The sequence below is a fragment of the Croceicoccus hydrothermalis genome (genome assembly GCF_022378335.1).
GTDB classification, from domain to species: domain Bacteria; phylum Pseudomonadota; class Alphaproteobacteria; order Sphingomonadales; family Sphingomonadaceae; genus Croceicoccus; species Croceicoccus hydrothermalis.
The window spans coordinates 1-1,398 of the sequence record NZ_JAIQCI010000093.1 but is presented as its reverse complement, the minus strand read 5'-3'; the positions used below and the strand labels follow the sequence as shown (position 1 = coordinate 1,398).

1 protein-coding gene is annotated in these 1,398 nt (G+C 62.2%); it reads right to left on the bottom strand.

Annotation, left to right across the window (positions count from 1 at the left end; genetic code table 11):
* Positions 1–102 precede the first annotated feature (102 nt).
* Positions 103–1,274, bottom strand: a protein-coding gene (locus K4G67_RS17470) for an IS3 family transposase (protein ID WP_239807512.1) whose coding sequence is annotated in 2 segments (ribosomal slippage) — positions 103–1,022 and positions 1,022–1,274 — 1,173 coding nt in all. Because the reading frame shifts where the segments join, the coding sequence is not laid out codon by codon here.
* Positions 1,275–1,398 lie beyond the last annotated feature (124 nt).

Here is a 1,398-nt window from a genome sequence, read left to right as displayed (position 1 = left end):
AGGCCGAACACATGGATGCACCCGACCGAAATCATCAGTGCAGAAAACCCTTGCGCAGCAGAGGCCGTCCACACATGACCCCCAGCTTTCCCCCAGCTGGGATTAGAGCCGGGTGGTTGTTTTGCGCATCAGCGCGGTTGAAGCAATGGGCTGCGTAGCGGAGCCCGTAGGGCGTAGCGAAGCAGGCCATTGCTTATCCAGTTTGGCGGCGAACGCCGCCGGGGTTGCGTAGCCAAGGGATGAGTGTGGTCTCTCCCGGTTGTAATCTTTCACCCAGGCCGCGATCTCGACGCGGGCATGCGCGAGGCTGAGGAACAGTGTCTCGTTGAGAAGCTCGTCGCGCATCCGGCCGTTAAAGCTCTCGCAGAAGCCGTTCTGCATCGGCCTGCCCGGCGCGATGTAATGCCACTCCACGCCGATCTCTCCACACCATGCGAGCACAGCGTTGCTGGTGAGTTCCGTGCCATTATCGCTGACTATCATCCCGGGCTTGCCGCGCTCGGCGATCAGCCCGGCTAGCTCGCGCACGACCCTGCGACCACAGATCGAGGTGTCCGGCACCGCTCGCAGGCACTCCCTGGTTACATCGTCGACGATGTTGAGCACGCGGAACCGCCTCCCAGACGCCATCTGATCGTGAACAAAGTCCAGGCTCCACCGCTGGTTGGGCAGAGCACGCACCGGAGCCGGCGCCCTGGTCCCGACAGCTCGCTTGCGGCTACGTCGCCGTCTGACCGCCAGTCCTTCCTCCTGGTAGAGGCGCTGGGTCTTCTTGCGGTTGATCATGATCCCCTCCCGGCGCAGCAGGATGTGCAGACGGCGATAGCCGAACCGGCGACGCTGGTTGGCCAGCTCGCGCAGCTTCTCGCGAAGCGCAGCATCATCGTCCCGCGTGGAACGGTAGCGCACGCTCTTGCGATCGGCATCGGTGACACGGCACGCCCGCCGTTCGCTCATTCCGTGACAGGTCTGGAGATGAGCGACAGCTTCCCGCTTCGCGGCGGGCGTCAAAACTTTTTTGCCAGAAGATCCTTGAGCGCGGCCTGATCGAGCATCGCATCCGCCAGCAGCCGCTTGAGCTTTGCGTTCTCGCTCTCGAGCACCTTCAGGCGCAGAGCTTCAGATATCTCCAGCCCGCCATACTTCGACCTCCAGTTGTAGATCGTCGCTTCCGACACCCCGTGCCGCCGCGCCAGGTCAGCGGTCTTCGCACCAGCCTCCGCCTCCTTCAGCACGCCAATAATCTGCTCTTCTGTGAACCTCATTCGCTTCATCTCGTCCGTCCTTCCATCAGGGCCGGACTCTAATCGAGACTGGAGGAAAATCAGGGGGTCATGTGTGGACGGCCTCTGCTGCGCAAGGGTTTTCTGCACTGATGATTTCGGTCGGGTGCATCCA